At 68.2% G+C, this 16786-nt stretch carries 8 protein-coding genes and 1 pseudogene; 5 read left to right on the top strand and 4 right to left on the bottom strand.

The features are described 5' to 3' along the window. Positions 1 to 797: 797 nt before the first annotated feature. Both ACIRA5_RS04265 and ACIRA5_RS04260 read right to left on the bottom strand, forming a co-directional pair. Entirely contained in the window at positions 798 to 3212 is a 2415-nt protein-coding gene (locus ACIRA5_RS04265) for an AbfB domain-containing protein (protein WP_403687053.1), read from the bottom strand. A gap of 271 nt (positions 3213 to 3483) precedes the next feature. Then, entirely contained in the window at positions 3484 to 4578 is a 1095-nt protein-coding gene (locus ACIRA5_RS04260; RefSeq protein ID WP_403687050.1) for a LacI family DNA-binding transcriptional regulator, read from the bottom strand. A 232-nt stretch (positions 4579 to 4810) separates the two neighbouring features. Between ACIRA5_RS04260 and ACIRA5_RS04255 the strand changes: the two are divergent. The 3 genes and pseudogenes from ACIRA5_RS04255 to ACIRA5_RS04245 form a co-directional block, all read left to right on the top strand. Then, positions 4811 to 5719: pseudogene (locus ACIRA5_RS04255) on the top strand (family 43 glycosylhydrolase); the annotation flags it as partial. Positions 5720 to 5821: 102 nt separating this feature from the next. Further along, on the top strand, positions 5822 to 6829 hold the full coding sequence (locus ACIRA5_RS04250; RefSeq protein ID WP_403687048.1) for a hydroxyacid dehydrogenase: 1008 nt from the start codon (positions 5822 to 5824) through the stop codon (positions 6827 to 6829). Further along, positions 6826 to 8436, top strand: coding sequence for a beta-xylosidase (locus ACIRA5_RS04245; protein ID WP_403687046.1), 1611 nt, complete (start codon positions 6826 to 6828; stop codon positions 8434 to 8436). Before ACIRA5_RS04250 ends, ACIRA5_RS04245 begins: the two co-directional genes overlap by 4 nt. A gap of 102 nt (positions 8437 to 8538) precedes the next feature. On the opposite strand, the gene ACIRA5_RS04240 is transcribed toward ACIRA5_RS04245, so the two are convergent. Further along, on the bottom strand, positions 8539 to 10614 hold the full coding sequence (locus ACIRA5_RS04240; protein WP_403687043.1) for an alginate lyase family protein: 2076 nt from the start codon (positions 10612 to 10614) through the stop codon (positions 8539 to 8541). A gap of 1044 nt (positions 10615 to 11658) precedes the next feature. Here ACIRA5_RS04240 and ACIRA5_RS04235 point away from each other — a divergent pair. Both ACIRA5_RS04235 and ACIRA5_RS04230 read left to right on the top strand, forming a co-directional pair. Beyond that, entirely contained in the window at positions 11659 to 13038 is a 1380-nt protein-coding gene (locus ACIRA5_RS04235) for a glycoside hydrolase family 43 protein (protein WP_403687041.1), read from the top strand. Positions 13039 to 13105: 67 nt separating this feature from the next. Beyond that, entirely contained in the window at positions 13106 to 15106 is a 2001-nt protein-coding gene (locus ACIRA5_RS04230; protein WP_403687038.1) for an RICIN domain-containing protein, read from the top strand. Positions 15107 to 15359: 253 nt separating this feature from the next. On the opposite strand, the gene ACIRA5_RS04225 is transcribed toward ACIRA5_RS04230, so the two are convergent. Next, positions 15360 to 16562 carry a lactonase family protein gene (locus ACIRA5_RS04225; RefSeq protein ID WP_403687036.1) on the bottom strand — a complete coding sequence of 401 codons (1203 nt, stop codon included), beginning with the start codon at positions 16560 to 16562 and terminating at the stop codon, positions 15360 to 15362. Between the last annotated feature and the right edge of the window lie 224 nt (positions 16563 to 16786).

Here is a 16786-nt window from a genome sequence, read left to right as displayed (position 1 = left end):
GCAAATCACTCTGACATACAGAGCATTTGAGACCACACGATCGAGACTGTCCATCCTGGCGAGATAGACATCGTTTTCATGGAGACAGGCATACGTCGGCGAGACGCCCCGCCGTCGCCGTCTGCCCACGAAGGGCACTTGCCGCGGGGAGGTCGGGGAAGCCACGTTCGTGCCGGGCCGAGAAGGCGTCTCCGCTTCGCGACTGAAGAACGTCGAGATCGCCCGGGCCTCTGCGTGAGGGCTGGCCGGCGCGATCTCGAACACTGCGGTGCTGCCCGGCTTCGGAGTCGCCCGGCCCGTCGGTCCGGGCGTGACGGGCGTCATGGGCGGACTGGTCACCGTCGGCCGTTGGTCGCGGGCCTACGGCCCGTCATCTGCCCGGCCCGACCGGCAACCTCACCCGTCGCGCCACCTGCGGCCGGGAGAACGAGGCTGACCCCCACGACGCGCCGGTGATCGCCGAACAGGCCATGCTCCGCGTCCACTTAACCAGACTGGCTCCGGCCTACCCGGGCAAGTGGGCGCAGAACGGGCAGGCCTGAGGACCGAGAGAGCAACCCCCATGGGCTCAACACTCTGTACGGCGGCACGGGACAGCCGCGCGGGGTCTTGCGGCCGGGGCCAGGTTCACATCGGCCACGCCATCGCACGTGGCCCGGCCGCGATGTCGCCCGGCTGCCGCGCCGGGAAGCGGTCACCCAGGAAATCGGCGCGAACCGGATCTCGTGGCACTTCCCGCGTGATCACACCAGGCCGCGCCCGTGGACCGATGCCCGCTCCATAAGCGGAGTTGGAGCTCAACTCAGCGGATCGACCACTGTGAACGAGCTGTCCGCGCGGAACCCGATCGTGTTCTCGAACGGGTCGAGCCACAGCTCGTAGGAACGGTGCCGCAGGTACCAGCCCGGGTAGTTGTACGACTCCAGGGAGATCGCCCCGTCGGCCGATCCCGCCCGGGGGCGGAAGGTGGCGTCCTGGGCGAAGGTGTCCGTGCCGTCGTCGCCCGCCAGGCGGATCCGGAAGTCGTAGTGCCGCAGGTACATGCCGTTCAGGGCCCGGAAGGAGAGACCCGTGCCCGCCAGCCCGGCCACGACGGTGAACGTCTCGTTCTGCATGGCCTGGGCGTCGGTGGCCTCGTGAAGGTAACCGAGGTCGTTCTGGTGCCGGATGTAGCGGGTGGGGTAGTTGACGGACCGGAGCGAGTGCGAGCCCGTCACCACGGTCAGTGCGCCCGCAGTGGCCGACGCCGAGGCGGACAGGCTGCTCAGGCCTCCGAAGCCCGCGGCTGCGACCTTGTAGTCGTACGCGGAGCCGCCTCCGGCTCCGACCGTGATGTCGGTATAGGAGGTGCCGGTCACCTCGGTGGCGATGACGGAGTAGTCCCCGGAGCCGGAGTTGCCCCGGTACACCTCGTAGTAGAGCGTGTTGGCGGCGGCACTCCAGGAAAGGGCGATCTGCCCTGCTCCGGGTGTCGCGGTGAGGCCCGTCGGTGTCGCGGGCACCGTGCTGATCGAGACGTTGTCGAAGGTCGCGGTGTTGGTGACCGAGGTGTCGCCGGAGGTCACGGCCAGGCCGACGTACACGGTCGCCGGCAGCTCGTGGAAGAGCGTGTTGCAGGTCGGGGACCAGTTGGTGCCGTCGGGCGAGGTGTAGCCGTAGACGAAGTTGCCGCGGCGGACCAGCCTCACCCAGTACGGCTGTGCCATCGCCGTGTAGTTGATGTAGTCACCGGTCACAATGGGTCGGCCCGCGCGCCAGAACACCTGGCCGCCGCCCGCCCCGAAGAGCCTCATGTAGACGTACGGGGAGGAGGAGTCGGCGAGCAGAGCGCTGCGCAGCATGACCCCGGCGTCGGCCTCGGTCCCGGTGGCACCGACGCTGCGCACGCGCGCGGTGATCACTCCGTCGCCGGTGAGGGCGCGGTAGGCGTAGCGGTAGCCCGTCTCGCGCTGGGCGCCGGAACTGGTCATCGTCCAGACGCCGTTGGCGTAGGAGGTGCTGCCGGCCGAGCCCACCGTGCCGATGTCGGCGCTGGTCAGACTGGTCACGGCGGAGCCGTTCGGCGGGGACCAGGGGGTGGCGGGCGCGGTGGCGGTGGAGGTGTCGGTGGTCCGGCGGTAGACGACCGACTGGTAGTCCTCCGTGGTCAGTTCGCGGTACGCGGTCGTGTGCGGGGCGCTCAGTCCCTTGCGCACGACGTAGTGGGTGAGGCCGATATCGAGGGCTTCGTGGGTCCGGGTGAGGCGGTCGCCGCCGATCGACGAGTAGAGGTCATAGCTCGTGCCGAACTTGATGAACGCCGGACTGCCGCCGGAGTTGTAGTCGGCGAAGTACTCCAGCGCGGCCAGCAGCCGGTTGTTCTCCGCCGAGAAGAGGTCCACCCCCATTTTCCAGGCGGTCTCGGCGATGAACGTCCAGTGGATGAGCAGTCCGTAGGCATGGCCCTGGTCGCGGCCGGTGTCACCGATCTCGCCGTTGGGGAGCGAGTCCCGCAACCCGCCCACCGGATCGGTCAGATAGGCGTTGACGACCATGTCGAACTTCGTCCGGTCGTCGCAGAACGCGGCGACCGCCATGGCACCCTGAAGCTGGTCGCCGCCCTGACCTGCCGATCTGACCTGGGTTCCGGCACCCCGGTTACCGCCACCGACGCTGTAGTCCGGCCAGTGCACGTCGTTGAAGTACTTCTTGCACTGGATGGTGTCGGTGGTGGTCCACTCCGAGTAGGTGCCGCGCAGCAGATCGGCACCGGCAACGCTGCGGTTCACGTAGTCGGTGGAGGTCAGGTACGGCTCGGCGCCGGACCAGGTGGTGTGGGTGCGGAACCAGGCCCGAATGATCCCGGTGGCCTTGGCACTGTAGGCGGTGTCGCCGGTCAGGTAGCCGACCAGAGAGAGGTTGTACATCGCCTGCATGTCGTTTTTGTACTCGCCGAGGTGCACGTCGGGTGTGCGGCCCACGTCGGTGAACGGGCCCTGCATCGAGTAGTCGAGCGAGGAGTGGGAGTCGGCGCGCAGGGCGGCGTACGCCGTCGCGAACGGTTCGACGGAGAGGTTCACCTTCAGCCAGTCGAGGTCGGCCCGGTTGAAGCCGATGCCCGGGTGGGCGAAGGCAGCCGCGTACGCGGTGCCGGGTGAGAATGTCACCCCGGTCAGCGCAGCCGCGCCAAGGATCGCGGCGCCTTTCAGTACGGTGCGGCGGGAAAGTTCCATGTCGTTCTGCCTCCTTGATGACCGGCACCACGTATGTGGCAGGAGGATCCGATGGGCCTGCGGGGCGTCGTCCGGCCATGGGGGTCAACGGAGTGTTGCCGGGAGATGAGCGGCTCGTGACATAGAAATCGTCGTCTGGAGGCTAGAGCGCCTACATCAGGCCTGACAAGACTCATGGAGGACCGCGATAAAGAGAACGATGGCTACGACTGGTGCGCCGCCCCGACTCCTCGCCGGGCGCCGAACCCGGGAAACGGGCCGAGAGCGGAGGTCAGCCGAGGGGCCGCCGGGCGATCGACTCCCGCACGACCACATGGGTGCCCAGCGTCACGTGTTGTTCCGCGCTGCTGGCGCGTCCTTCGCGCAGGTCCAGGGCGAGCCGTACGGCGGTGCGCCCCAACTCCTCGTAGGGGACGTGGACGGTGGTAAGCCGTGGCCGCAGATCGATCGCGGTGTCCACGTCGTCGTACCCGCCGAGCGACACGTCCTCCGGGACCTTCAGTCCGGCATCGTTGAGCGCGGCCAGCGCGCCGGCCGCGGCGAGATCGGTGACCGCGAAGACAGCGGTGAAGTCTCGGGCCGTACGCAGCCGCCCGGTCAGGCGGTCGTAGGCGTCCGCGCGGCCGAAGCCGCACGCCTGCTCAAGAGCCGGGTCAGCCTCGACACCGAAGTCCGCGAGGGCGCGACGGTATCCGGCGAGCCTCCCGCCGACCGTGGTGGTCGGCACGGGGTCGGTACCGAGGAAGAGGATCCGGCGATGACCGGCGACCAGCATGCGGCTGGTCATCGCGTAGGCGCCACCTTCGTTGTCGTACTCGACGACGGTGGCCGGGACGTCGTCGCCGATCGACGGCCGCCCGCAGAGGACCAGCCGGGAGCCGGACGCCTCCAGCGAGTGGGCCGTCGCGGTCATCCGCACGCGGTACGCGGCGTTGTCGGCGACGCCCCCGATGAGGATCACCGCCGCGGCTCCCTGCTCCTGCATGGTCCTGACCACGGACAACTCACGTTCCAGGTCGCCCTGTGTGGTGCAGATCAGGCAGAGCATGCCCCGGCGGGCCGCCTCTTCCTCGACCCCGTGCGCGACCTGGGTGAACGAACCGCCGCGGATGTCGTTGAGCACGAAGGCGACGGTCTGGGTGACCACGCCGCGCAGTGCCCGGGCATGCGTGTTGGCCACGTAGTCCATCTCCCGGATGGCGCGCAGCACACGCTGGCGGGTGGCCTGAGCGACGGGGTAGTTGTCGGCGAGGACCCGGGACACCGTGGACATCGACACCCCGGCCCGCTCGGCCACGTCACGCAGTCGGGCGCGCGAGCCGTCGTCGACCGCCGTCCGACCTTTCTGGCCTGCTGCGCCACTCACCGCGCCCCCTCTTAGAAAACGTTGATCCGCATTGATCGAAGTCTAGTCGCCCGCTGCCGTCCCACAGAAGCCGTCGCCCCTGCCACAGCCCCACGAACCACCGACGATTGGTGGTGTTCGTGGCCGAGACACTGGACGACCCGACGTCTTGACGCCACTGCCCAGCGGCAGCAAGGTTCATAGACAACGGTTTCTGTCAGGACAGCGATGAGGCAGACACATGCGGCGGCAGGTCACCAACGGAACACAGTTCACGGACACCGAGGGCAACCCCGTCCATGCCCATGGCGGCGGGATGGTGGAAGCCGACGGCTTCCACTACTGGTTCGGCGAGGACCGCCACCCCGACGACACCTTCCGTTCCGTCTGCGCCTATCGCTCCAGCGATCTCGTGACCTGGGAGTTCCGTGGACGGGTGCTCACCCAGAAGTCCGACCCGGAGCTCCGAGAGGCCAACATCGAGCGCCCGAAGGTGATCCGCAGCCCTGCCACCGGGCAGTTCGTCATGTGGATGCACAAGGAGGCGGCCGGCCACTACCGGGAGGCCCGCGCAGCCGTCGCCGTCTGTGACACACCCGACGGCGACTACGTGTACCGGGGCAGCTTCCGACCGCTCGGTCACATGTCACGCGACCTGACCGTCCACCTCGACGACGACGGCACCGGGTACCTCGTATCCGCCGCCAACGACAACGAGGACCTGCACGTCTACCGACTCACAGAGGACTGTCTCGCTCCCCGGGAATTGGTGCGGAGGCTGTGGGAAGGCCGTTCGCGCGAGGCACCCGCGGCCTTCGAGCGGGACGGCGTGTACTTCATGCTCACCTCCGGCTGCACCGGCTGGCGGCCCAACCAGCAGCAGTACGCGACGGCCGACGCGATCGACGGTGAGTGGAGCGAACTGCGGGACTTCGGCGACACCACGGCCTACACGTCACAGACCGCCTACGTGCTGCCTGTACGCGACGACGGAGGGTCGGCCGCCTCGTACCTCTATCTCGGCGACCGCTGGGCTGCCAACTGGGACAGACCGGTCAACGAGTCACGCTACGTGTGGCTGCCGTTGACCTTCCCCACGCCCCGGAGCCTGTCCATGCCGTGGTGCGACAAGGTCGCGATCGACGCCCCCCGAGGAGCCGTCGGGCCCTCGTGACGCACCGTCACGTCCCATCGGCATCGATTGCCGCAGATCCGTAAAGATAACGATTTCTGTCCTGGTCCTCCGAATCCTGAGGAGTCCTCCTTGGTGCACCGTCCGTCAGCGTTGTTCGCCTTGAGCGCCGAGCACGTTCCACAGCTGTATCCACCGGGCTCCATGGCGCGTATCCGGGCATCGGTGGACATCGACCCGTCCCTCATCGCCGGTACGTTCGACGACCCCCTCGTACGCAGGGTGCTGCGGGACACCGAGATCCTCCTCACCGGCTGGGGATGCCCGCGCATCGACGCTTCGGTGCTCGAAGCCGCTCCGAAGCTCCACACGGTGGTGCACGCCGCGGGGACAGTGAAGAGCATGATCGCACCCGAGTGCTGGGAGCGTGGTCTGCTCGTATCGTCCGCAGCCTCCGCCAACGCGCTGCCCGTCGCCGAGTACACCCTCGGCATGATCATGCTGGCGGGCAAGGACCTGTTCGCGGCGCGTGAGCGTTACCGCGCCGAGCGGCGCTTCACCCTCGCCGGGATCGTCCCGGGCATCGGCAACTTCGGACGCCGTATCGGTGTCATCGGGGCCTCCAGAACCGGACGCCGCCTCATCGATTTGCTGCGCCCCTTTGACTTCCGGGTGGCACTCGCCGACCCGTACGTCGACGCCGGCGCGGCGGCCGCCCTCGGCGTGCCCCTCGTGAGCACGGACGAGTTGCTGAGGACCAGCGACATCGTCACCGTCCACGCACCGGCCACGCCCGAGACCCACCACATGATCGGACGTCGTGAACTTGAACTGATGCCCGATGGCGCCGTCCTCGTCAACACCGCGCGTGGCAACCTCGTCGACACCACGGCGCTCGTCGCCGAACTGCGCGGGGGCCGGATCAGCGCCGTCCTCGACGTCACCGATCCGGAGCCGCTCCCCGCCGACTCTCCGCTTTTCGACCTCCCGAACGTCTTCCTCACCCCGCATCTCGCCGGCTCGCACGGCAACGAGGTGGCCCGTCTGGGCCTGAACGCGATCGAGGAGCTGGAACGGCTGCTGGCCGGACTCCCGCTCCTCCACCAAGTCGACCCCACCGAACTGGAGCGCATCGCATGACCATCACGATCCGGGCCGATGCCGCCGACCCCGGCGAGCCGCTGGCCCACTTCTGGAGCGTCTGCGTGGGCGCGGGCCGCGCCGGCGAAGGACTGCGCGCGGCCTGGCAGGAGCAGCTGCGCACGGCCGCCGCCACGTGTGGATTCCGCTACGTCCGCTTCCACGGTCTCTTCCACGACGACATGTTCGTCCACCACCGGGGCGCGGACGGAAGCCACGACTACAACTTCCAGTACGTGGACGAGCTGTTCGACCGGCTCCTCGACGCCGGGGTGCGACCGTTCGTGGAACTCGGCTTCATGCCGGGCGACCTGGCCCGCACCAAGAACACGGTCTTCTGGTGGGGTGCCCACGGCTCGCCGCCGACGGACCTCGGCGCCTGGGCGGAGTTGGTTGGCCGCACCGTCCGCCACTGGGTGGACAGATACGGCGTCGACGAGGTGCGCTCCTGGTACTTCGAGGTGTGGAACGAGCCCAATCTGCGCCCCTTCTTCGACGGCACCCGCGGTGAGTACTTCGACCTGTACGGGACCACCGCCCTCGCGGTGAAGGAGGTCGACCGACACCTGCGCGTCGGAGGCCCGGCGACCAGCAACTTCGTGCCCGACACCCGCTTCGACGGCGAGCGGGAGGACAAGACGGCGCACGCTACGGTCACCGAAGCCGAAGACCTTCGGGCACTGGAGTGGCGTCCGGTGTGGGTGGAGGCCTTCCTCGACCACTGCGCATCCCTCGGCCTGCCGGTCGACTTCGTCTCCTGCCACCCCTACCCCACCGACTGGGCGTTGGACAGCCACGGCGAGGGCGCCCATTACACACGCGGGGCGGACGCGACGCCCCGGGATCTCGCCGTGCTGCGCGAGATCGTGGACAAGAGCGCCTTCCCGCAGGCCGAGATCCATCTCACCGAGTGGAGCTCGACGCCCTCACCGCGCGACCACACCCACGACCACCTCCCCTCCGCGACGTTCGTCGTCAAGGCGAACGTCGAGTCCATCGGCCTGGTGGACTCCCTCGCGTACTGGACGTTCACCGATGTCTTCGAGGAGAGCGGCGCAGGCGGCAGCGCGTTTCACGGCGGCTTCGGGCTCATCAACTTCCAGGGCATCGCGAAGCCGACCTTCCACGCCTACCGATTTCTGCACGCCCTCGGCGACGAGCTGGTGGTACGTCGGCCGGGTGCCGTGGTCACCCGGGAGACAGCCACGGGACGGCTGACCGCACTCGCCTATCACTACCCGCCGGAGATGCCGTATTCCGTTCCCCTGTCCACCCCGGGCCGCGACGTCGTCGAGGCGACTCTGGCGCTCGGCAGCCCCGAGGTTCTTGAGATCGAGCTGACCGGCCTGCCCGCGGGAGCCACCGTGACCGTCGAGATCCTCGAACCGGGCAGCGGTGATGCCCTCACGGCCTGGCGCGAACTAGGCTCGCCCGACCCCCTCTCCCGCGAGGACATCGCCTTCCTGCGGGAAGCGGCCGCGATCACGCGCACCGAGGTCCTGCGAGCAGACCGTGACGGAGGGCTGCGGCACACCCGGTCCTTGCCCCCGTGGAGCGTGGTGCTCGTGACACAACGGCCCGTGCTTGGCGCACATCAGCCCGGGTGACCACCGGTCTCGCCGGTCCGTTGCGCGTACAGACCGCGGCGCGGCCACGGATACCACTCCCTCCCGTGACCGCGCCGTGGGCGCTCTGCCGAACGACCGGCGTCAGGGTGTGGCGGCGACAGCGGCACAGGCGCCGCTGAGCTCCGCGTAACCCGCCGCCTCGATCTTGTAGTAGTAGCGCTGGCCGTGCTTCGCCGACTTGTTCGTGTAGGTGGTGCCGTACACGTCGGTGGCGAGCCGGCTGTATGTCCCGCTCTTGCTGGTGGCACGCAGCACGGTGTACGAGACGGCCCGCGCCGGGGCCTTCCAGCGGAGGGTGACCTTGCCCGGGGCCGCCGTGGCGGTCAGGCCGGTCGGGGCGGACACCTTGCTGCTGGGGCCGGTACCGATGGCCACGTGGTCGAACGTGACGTTGTTGGTGACGGCGGTGTCGCCGGAGGTGGCGGCGAGGCCGAGGTAGACGGTGTTCGGGAGGCTGGGCAGCAGCACGTTCGCCGTGGGCGACCAGTCATTGCCGTTCGGCGAGGAGTAGGTGTAGACGGAATCGCCCCGGCGGACCAGCTTCAGCCAGTACGGCCCCTTGACGTCGGGGAGGTTCGTGTAATTGCCCCAGTAGCTGCCCGAGCCCTTGCTGCCGCTCCAGTAGCTCTGGAGATAGCCCTGGTTCATGAGGCGCTGGAAGACATAGGGGACGTCGTCGCGGGTATCCAGGGAGGGCCGGATCATCAGCCCCGCCGTGGCCTGGCCCGCGCTGCCGGTGCTGTTGACCCGGGCGACGATGGTGGCGTCGCCGGTCACCTTCCGGTAGGCGTAGTGGTAGCCGGCCAGTTGGTCCCGACCGGAGGTCTTGAGCGTCCAAGTGCCGCCCGCGTACGAGGAACTGCCCGCGGCGCCCACTGTGCCCACGTCCTTGCCGGTGAGGCTGGTGACGGCGGAGGCGGCGGGCTGCTTCCAGGCGGCGGGGGGAAGGGTGGCCTTGGTCGTGTCGGACGAGCGGCGGTAGATCATGGAGGTGTAGGACTCGCCGATCTTGGCGCGGATCTCGGTCGTGTAAGGCGCCTTCAGGCCCTTGCGGACGACATAGGCGTTGTAGATCATGTCGATCGCCTCGGCGCGGGGCAGCCACCGTGCGCCACCGCTGTCCTGGGCGATGGACTTGTACAGGCCGTAGCTGGAGCCGAAGCGGACGAACACGGGGTTGCCGCCCAGGTTGAACCGGCTGAAGTACTCGGAGGCCTTCAGGAGCCGGTTGTTCTGGTCCGAGTACAGGTCCACGCCCTGCTTCCAGGCGGTTTCGGCCACTGCGGCGTAGTGCATGAGCTGTCCGTAGGCATGGCCGCCGTCGCGGCCGGTGTCTCCCATCTCGCCGTTGGCCAGTGTGTCGGGCAGTCCGCCCAGAGGGTCGGTGCGATAGGCGTTGACCACCTCGTCGAACTTCACCCGGTCGTCGTTGAACACCGCGATGGCCATCGCGCCCTGAAGCGCGAGAGCGCCCTGGTTGGCGCTGAGCAGATGACTGCCGGAGCCGGAGGTGCCGTTGCCGACGCCGAGCCAGGGCCAGTAGACGTCGTTGAAGTTCTTCTGGCACAGCCGGGTGTCGGCCGCCGTCCAGCCTGAGTAGGTCGACCGCAGCACGTCGGCCGCGGCGATGGACAGGACCGAGTAGTCACCGATGGTGAAGGCCGCCTCCGCACCCGACCACTTCTTCTGGGTGCCGCACCAGGCGGTCATGACCTTGGTGGCTTTGGCACTGTAGGTCTTCTGGCCGCTCAGGTAGCCGCGCAGTGTCAGGTTGTAGACGGCCTGCATGTCGTTCTCGTAGGCACCGCGGTTCACGTCACGATTGCGGCCGACCTCCGCGAAGGGCCCCTGCATCACGTAGTCCAGAGAGGAACGCGAGTCGGACAGAAGGCTCTGGTAAGAGGACTTCCACGGCTCACGCTTCAGGTTGCCTTTGAGCCGGACCAGGTCGGCCTTGTCGAAGGTGATACCGGGATGAGCGAACTTGGCCGGCGCCACATCGACGGCCGTCGCCGCCGTCGAGGTGGCCGCGCCCGCACCGGGCGTGGGTCGTCCCAGCCAGGCGTAGAGAGCGAGGAGAACAGCGATGGCAGTGACACCCGCAAGGTATGTACGGGGTTGACGCCGGGCTAGCAGCCCGGATCGCGCATGACGCATGAATAGTGTCCCGTGGGTGGTCTGGGGCTGGATCCGTACGGTGTGGCAGCAGTGCCGGCCGGTGATCGGCTCGATACCCGGTGGCCGCGGAGGGCCCGAAGGGTGCCGCCATAGAGGAGACGGGGCGCGACGCCGCAGATAACGGAATCTCCGCAACTACTTCAAAGAAGGGTCCCGGCCCCGCCGTTGGCGCCTCCACCAAGCAGACCGACGGCCCGGCGCACGGACGGACAGCGTGCGGGTTTCCGAGGTCGCCACCCACGGACCGACCAAGGACACAGGCGCGGTTCTCGATGTGGGACGTACTCAGCGACGTCCCGGGTGCGGTGGCCATCCCCCGCCAAACGGACCGGGCCCGCGATGGTCACAAGAGACCTCCGACCGCACCGGAGGAGTCGCTCCGCCTGCCCGCACGACCGGCCGTGATCCGCCACCCCTGGTTCGCACGAAAACGGAGGGCCGCCTCAGGTAATGATGTCGAACCTATTGCCGGACATTGATCGGTACCCCTACCTTCTGCTCGAACCTCCGAGCCGAGTTCGGAATATCGAACGATGCCGGTGAAGGGACGCCTGGTGAGTCGCACCCGTTCCATGTCCTTACTGGTCAGTCCGGTCGCACTGCTCGCGGCACTCGGCGCGTCCCCGGCGCCGCCGCCCGCTTCCGCGGCGGACGGCTGCTCCTACCCCAACCCCCTCAAGTCGGTGAAGGGGCGCCGATCCGTGGCTGGAGTACTACAACGGCGGCTACCACCTGATCACCACGACCTTCACCGGAGTCCTGGGCATGCACAAGTCGCCCACCCACGCCGGCCTGGCCACCGCGCCGAGCGTCCAGGTGCGGTCGGACACCACCCCAGGCCGCGAACCAACTTCTGGGCACTGGAGTTGACCGGCACCGATCCGGACGTCGCCAACTGCGGTACCGCCGACGGCACCGACGTACACCGGTGGACCTGGCTCGCCAACGACTGCCGGCAGTGGCAGCTCAAGCCCACCCTCTGAGGATCCGACGAACCCGGATCACCGTATGAACGGAGCGATCATGAACCCCCTCAGATCCACACCCTGGAACGCCGTGAGAGCCCTGCTGGCCCTCCTCGCCTCCCTCGCCGTGCTGATCCCGTCGGCCGTGCTGCTCGGCGGCTCCGCGCACGCGGCGGCGCCTCCGGCGGGCTCGGCCACCCGCTACACGATGACGGCGTTCACGTACGGCAGTGAGACCGACATGTACGTGTACGACTCTCCCGACGGCACGACCTTCAACCTGGTCAAGGGCCCCGCCTACACCCCGCCGTCCGGCCTGGTCCGTGACCCGAGCATCATGAAGCACACCGACGGCTACTACTACGTCACCTACACCAGCGGCTGGAACACCGACCAGATCGGCTTCGCCCGCAGTACCGACCGGCAGAACTGGACCTTCCTCGGCAACATCACCCTCGGACTGTCCGGCATCGGCAACGCCTGGGCACCCGAGTGGTTCGTGGACCCGGGCGACGGCAGCGTCAACATCATCGTCTCGCTGCATCTGAACTCCGAGGCGTCCGGGGTCTTCCACCCGTACAAGGTCACCGCGACGGACTCCGCCCTGAGTGCCTGGTCCACCCCGGTCGCCCTGTCCGGCATCTCGGACAGCCACATCGACACGACCGTCGTGAAAGTGGGCTCGATCTACCACGCCTTCCTCAAGTCCACCTCCACCAAGTCCATCGACTTCGCCTCCTCCAGCAGCCTCACCGGCCCCTGGACCAACACCAGGACCAACAACATCGTCGACTACGACGGCGAGGGCCCGGTACTGGTGCAGCTCGACAACGGCGCCTGGCGGATGTATTGGGAGTCCTACCAGGTGCACAAGGCGTTCTACACCGACAGCTACGACACCTTCCAGACCTGGACCACGCCCACCGAACTGCCCGGTGTCTCGGGCACCATCAAGCACTTCACGGTCATCAAGGAGACCGTCCCGGGCGGGGTGACGCTGCCGCTCAACACCACCCGCTCGCTCCAGTCCGCCAACTACCCCGACCGGTACGTGCGCTTCCGCTCCGACTCCCTCGGCTACGTCGACCAGGTGACCTCCAGCAGCGACACGGTGACCAAGCAGAGCGCCACGTTCGCCGCCGTGCCCGGGCTGGCCGACGCGAACTGCTACTCCTTCCGCGCCGCCGACGGCCGCTATCTGCGCCACTACGCCTTCCGGGCCCGCCTGGACACCGACGCGGGCACCACGACCTTCGCCAAGGACGCCACCTTCTGCGCCCGCCCCGGCACGACGGCCGGCACCGTCCGCCTGGAGTCGTACAACTTCCCCGGCCGTTACCTGCGCCACCGCGCCTTCGAGCTGTGGCTCGACCAGTACGAGGACAGTGACACCTTCCGCGCCGACAGCAGCTTCCAGGCCATCACCCCCTGGGCCTGACACCGCTGCCTGTTCCGGGGCAGATCGCCCCGCCCCGGAGCGGGCTTTCCAACCTCCGGAGAGCGGTATGCCGCACTACACCGCCCAGCGCTGGGTCAGACGTGTCACCGCCCAGGTCCTGATCGTCGTGCTCGCCCTGGCGGGTCTCACTTCTCTCGGCCGGAAGTCGATGCCGGCCTCCCTGGCCACGGAGCCGACCGCCGTGAGCACCAGTCAGATCGGTGTCAGCCCGACGGCTATGGGCTGGGCGTCCTGGAACAGCTTCGCCAGCAGCATCGATCACAACGTCGTCAAGCAGCAGGCCGACGCCCTGGTCTCCTCGGGCATGGCGGCCGCCGGCTACAAGTACGTCAACCTGGACGACGGCTGGTGGCAGGGCCAACGCGACACGGGCGGCAACATCGTCGTCGACGAGAACCTCTGGCCCGGCGGCATGAAGGCCGTCGCCGACTACATCCACAGCAAGGGCCTGAAGGCGGGCATCTACACCGACGCGGGCAAGCAGGGCTGCGGCTACTACTACCCGACCACCAGACCCGCCGCGCCCAACACCGGTATGGAGGGCCACTACCAGCAGGACATGGAGACCTTCCAGCGTTGGGGCTTCGACTACCTCAAGATCGACTTCTGTGGTGGCCGCGAGGAGGGCCTCGACCAGGAGACGACGTACAAGGCCATCGCCGCCGCCCAGGACGCCGCGAGCGCCGTCACCGGCCGCAAGCTGGTCCTGTCGCTCTGCGAATGGGGCACCGGACTGACCTGGAACTGGGCGTCGGGCACCGGCGACCAGTGGCGCACCAGCAACGACATCATCTTCTGGGGCCAGACCGCGGACACCGCCAAGATGCTCACCAACTTCGACCAGGCTCTCCACCCTGCCGCCCAGCACACCGGGTACTACAACGATCCCGACATGCTGATGGTCGGTATGAACGGTCTGAGCGCGGCTCAGAACCGGCTGCACATGAGCCTGTGGGCGATCTCCGGCGCCCCGCTGCTCGCCGGAAACAACCTCGCCACGATGAGCACCGCCACCCGGGACATCCTGACCGACCCCGAGGTCCTCGCCATCGACCAGGACCCTCGCGGTCTGCAAGGTGTCAAGGTCGCCGAGGACACCAGGAACCTTCAGGTGTACGGCAAGGTGCTCGCCGGCACCGGCAAGCGTGCCGTCCTCCTGCTCAACCGCACCGGCTCGTCCGCGCCGATGACCGTCCGGTGGACCGACCTCGGACTGACCTCCGCCTCCGCCTCCGTGCGCGACGTCTGGTCGGGCACCAACGCCGGCTCCTTCGCGACCGGTTACACCACGACCGTCCCGGCAGGTGACGCCGTACTGCTGACCGTCTCCGGTACCGAGGGGTCCGGCTCGGCCTACGAGGACACCACCACCGCCACCACGCCCACCTTCGGCAACGTCAACGCCTCTGCCGCAGACACCGAGCTGGTGGACATCACCTACGCCAACGGCGGCAGTTCGGCGCGCAAGGCCACGATCCAGGTCAACGGACAGTACGGCTACGTCGTGTCCTTCCCGCCGACCGGTTCCCCGAGCACGTACCGGACCGTGTCCGTCCTCGCGCACCTGGCCAGGGGCACGAACACCGTGAGGTTCTCCCCCGTCTCCGGCTCCACCGCCCCCGACATCGACGCCATCCGCGCCCAGGGCATTCCCGGCACCAACGGCGTCGCACTCGTCGGCGCGGCGTCCGACCGCTGCGTCGGTCTTGAGAAGAACACCGTGGCCAACGGCAGCCAGGCCATCCTGTGGGACTGCTACGGCGGCCAGAACGAGACCTTCGCTCAGACCTCGCGCGGTGAACTCGTCGTCTACGGCAACAAGTGCCTGGACGCCGACAACAACGGCACGGCCAACGGCACGAAGGTCATCCTCTGGGACTGCACCAACGCCACCAACCAGAAATGGACGGTCACCTCGGGCGGCACCATCACCAACAACCTCTCCGGGCTCTGTCTGGACGCCTCCGGCGCGGGCACCGCGAACGGCACCAGGATGGTCCTCTGGACCTGCAACGGCCAGAACAACCAGAAATGGTACGTCAACTGATCGTATCCGGGGCCTCCTGCCCCGGCACGACCTCAACCGGTGGCGGTGCTGCCGCGGACGGGCGCGGCGGCCAGTCACCATCGGGACCGATCGACCAACTGAATCGACTCGGGTTCAATCCGCCGACCCGGGCCCGAAGTTCGGTGTGTGCCGTGCCGGAATCTCAGCCTCGACGCGATGAGGCGCCCCGGACAGTGCCGGGGCGCCCCCTGACCGCGGCCGCCGCTTCCCATGACCGCGGCCTCGCCGGGGCCTAGGCCGCGACGATGCCCTCCATGCCCGACTGGGCGAAGGAGGGCAGTCCGGTGGTGGTGGACACCTTCGTGAGGTGTCCGTCGCGGCCGATGCGGAATCCGTCGACGGTGCCGGAGGTCGCGTTCTGCACGTACAGGAAGCGCGCGTCCGCGGTCACCGCGAGGTCTATGACGCCCTGGGACATGGCGGACGGCGGGGTGGCGATGCCCACGTCATTGGTCAGCTCCAGCCTGCCACCCCTGCTGCGGTAACCGGTGACGGTGGAATTGCCGGTGTTGCCGCCGTAGAAGAAGTCGCCTGCGCGCTCCAGCCAGCACAGCGTGTTCTGGCCGTTGGCGAGGGGCTTCTGGACGATCCCGAGGACGCCGTCGCGGCGCACCTTGTACGTGCTGACCGTCGAGTCCTTCGCCTCGGCGACGAGCATGCGGCCCGCTGTGTCGAAGGTGATCGCGAAGGGCACCGCGCCGGCCGACTTGTTCACCACGGCCCGAGCGGAGGGCCGTCCGTCCCTGCGGACCGGGAACACCTCGATGGTGTTCGCGGACTTCGTGGTGACGATCAACTCCCGGCCGTCCGGCGTGAACGCGACCTGACCCGGCGAGCTGCTGAACAGGGGCACCTTCTCGTTCTTGAGCCCCAGGGAGCGTCGCGAACCGGCCAGCGGCTCAAGTCCCTTGGTGGTGATACGGAATCCCTGGACGCTGCCCTCGCCTCCCGCGTTCATGACGTAGGCGATCCGTCCGTGCACGGCAATCGACGAGGGGAAATCCCCGCTGGAGGAGACAACGTGACGCTCCGTCAGTTTGGTGCCCCGCACCCGAAACGAGGTCACCGTGCCGCTGCCCGCGTTGACGGCCAGCAGCAGCTTCGAGGGGCGGTCGTAGACGAGGGAGCCCTGCGAGGCGAGGGAGTCGGTGGGCGCGTCTGTCTGGTCGCCTCCCTTGCCGCCCGTCACGTAGACACCGGCCGGGGTGAGCCGGCCATCGACGGCACGGTCGAAGGCGTGGACGGTGTTGCCGCCGAGCTCATTGCCCTGGACGAAGACGGCACCGACCGCGTACGTGGCCTTCTGCCGTGCTTGGGGCTCTCCCGCCGAGGCCACGGTCACCGTCGTCACGGCCGCCGCCGCGGCGAGCAGCCCTGCTCCGGCGATCGTCGCCCGCTTCTGCGTCTTCGACCTGCGCCTGTCATGCCTGCTCACGTCCGACTCCTCGGGGATCCGTCGCCACCGCGGCTCGGTGACGTGCAGAGCCAGAGTTGCCGGAGTGGCCGGTGGTGCGACAGGCAATCGGTGGTCATGTCAGCGCCTCGTAAGAACTTCCTGATGCCGCAAGGCACTTGACCGGACGGGGGGGGCCTCCGCATTGTCCCGCCCTACCCGGATCCGCGAGGTTCTGCCAATAGACGCGACAGTGCCGGCCGCCC

Origin of the sequence: Streptomyces sp. NPDC096311 (assembly GCF_044763085.1) — a bacterium.
Lineage (GTDB): Bacteria > Actinomycetota > Actinomycetes > Streptomycetales > Streptomycetaceae > Streptomyces.
The sequence above is the reverse complement of the archived record's forward strand: the minus strand, read 5'-3'. Positions and strand labels throughout refer to the sequence as shown.

What these genes read in the sequence shown, in the direction of transcription:
- ACIRA5_RS04245 (WP_403687046.1), top strand. Translation starts at nt 6,826, where the DNA reads ATGACCATCACGATCCGGGCCGATGCCGCCGACCCCGGCGAGCCGCTG.
- ACIRA5_RS04240 (WP_403687043.1), bottom strand. Translation starts at nt 10,614, where the DNA reads ATGCGTCATGCGCGATCCGGGCTGCTAGCCCGGCGTCAACCCCGTACA.
- ACIRA5_RS04235 (WP_403687041.1), top strand. Translation starts at nt 11,659, where the DNA reads ATGAACCCCCTCAGATCCACACCCTGGAACGCCGTGAGAGCCCTGCTG.
- ACIRA5_RS04265 (WP_403687053.1), bottom strand. Translation starts at nt 3,212, where the DNA reads ATGGAACTTTCCCGCCGCACCGTACTGAAAGGCGCCGCGATCCTTGGC.
- ACIRA5_RS04230 (WP_403687038.1), top strand. Translation starts at nt 13,106, where the DNA reads ATGCCGCACTACACCGCCCAGCGCTGGGTCAGACGTGTCACCGCCCAG.